Below are 1356 nucleotides of genomic sequence, written 5' to 3'. Positions count from 1 at the left end.
GATGAAATTCTCTTAGTCATCTGCGAAAATGAAGAACAAAATCTCGCTAAATCTGGTCCTTTCTTAGAAGAAAAGGACATGATCAAATTTATCGACCAAGCCGATAATGCTGTCCAAATTTTGCGTGTAGAACCAACGACTAATCGTTGTGAAGATATCTCTGAAGATATTGCCGAATGCTATCTGAAAGAATGTGAAGAGCAGTGTTTCAACGGCAATATACCTCACGACTTTGTTAAAGACAGTAACGCATACGGTTTTTTTTTAGAAGAAATCGAACAGCAGCGATATGAAGATGAAACTTACGGGACTTATGAACAGCAGCACCGTCTAACTCTTACGGATGTCATTCCAAATTACCCACATTATACATGTCCCTCTTAAAATCGCCCCCCTCATTCCTCTTATTAAATTATCGTATTGAGTAAACTTATTCATAATCCTACCGCTATTACAAATAACACCATTAACGAAGAAAGCGTTCAGACAGTAAATGCACGTGAATTACATGTCTTTTTGGAGAGTAAACAAGATTTTTCTACTTGGATAAAAAAACGTATTATGACCTATGCTTTCCTTGATGGAAGGGACTTTATTCGCTTCCACAAAAAAATGGAAGCGAACAATGCCATAGCAGTAGAATACTATCTTACCTTAGACATGGCGAAAGAGCTTGCCATGGTCGAGCGTAATAAAAAAGGAAAGCAAGCCCGTCAATATTTTATTGAATGCGAGCGGCGTGCAAAGCAAGTTGTTACACCACAAATCGATTACTCAAGTCCACAAGCGATGATTGGCTTTTTGAATTACCTACAAGGACAAATAAATCAAAAAGATACCATCATTGAAGATTTAAAACCAAAAGCAATGGCTCTTGAAAGCTTACAACGCTCTGATGGGCTCTTCGGTCTTATTACAGCTGCTAAAATTCTTGAAATGCAACCCAAAAAATTCATTCTCTTCTTACAAGAAAAAAGATGGATATATCGAATTACTGATGGCGCTCCTTTGCTTCCTTATCAAGATAAAATCCAAAAAGGACTAATGGATTGCTCAACCCACATTATTCAAACAACAACAAAGGCTGAAAAAGTCATTCCTTCAGCAAAAATCACAACAAAAGGCATGGGGGTGCTGTCTCAAGAGCTTAAAAGACAAAGCATGCATTAAGAGGCTATCATTATGGAAAAGAAATATGAACTTACTGATGAAACAATCGAAGTTGATGGACATACTCTACGCCGCATATGTGCTTTAAAAGACTTTGGAAGAGTCAAGAAAGGTGACGTTGGTGGTTTTATAGAGCATGAGGGTAACCTCTCTCATGAGGGCGATTGTTGGGTTTGGCATGATGCC

General features: G+C 38.1%; 2 protein-coding genes. Both read left to right on the top strand.

The window, feature by feature from the left end; all coding sequences use genetic code 11:
• Positions 1–384 (top strand): hypothetical protein (locus ACFIKU_RS09705; RefSeq protein WP_375657381.1); only part of this gene is annotated, 384 nt, incomplete at its 5' end.
• A gap of 48 nt (positions 385–432) precedes the next feature.
• Positions 433–1170 (top strand): antA/AntB antirepressor family protein, encoded by a 738-nt coding sequence (locus tag ACFIKU_RS09700; RefSeq protein ID WP_375657382.1) that lies wholly within the window; start codon positions 433–435, stop codon positions 1168–1170.
• The last annotated feature ends 186 nt before the right edge of the window (positions 1171–1356 follow it).

The organism is Bartonella sp. CM120XJJH, from assembly GCF_042194715.1.
In the GTDB taxonomy this organism is placed as follows: Bacteria; Pseudomonadota; Alphaproteobacteria; order Rhizobiales; family Rhizobiaceae; genus Bartonella.
Note: the sequence above shows the minus strand (reverse complement) of the source record. Positions and strands in the feature narration are given on the sequence as shown.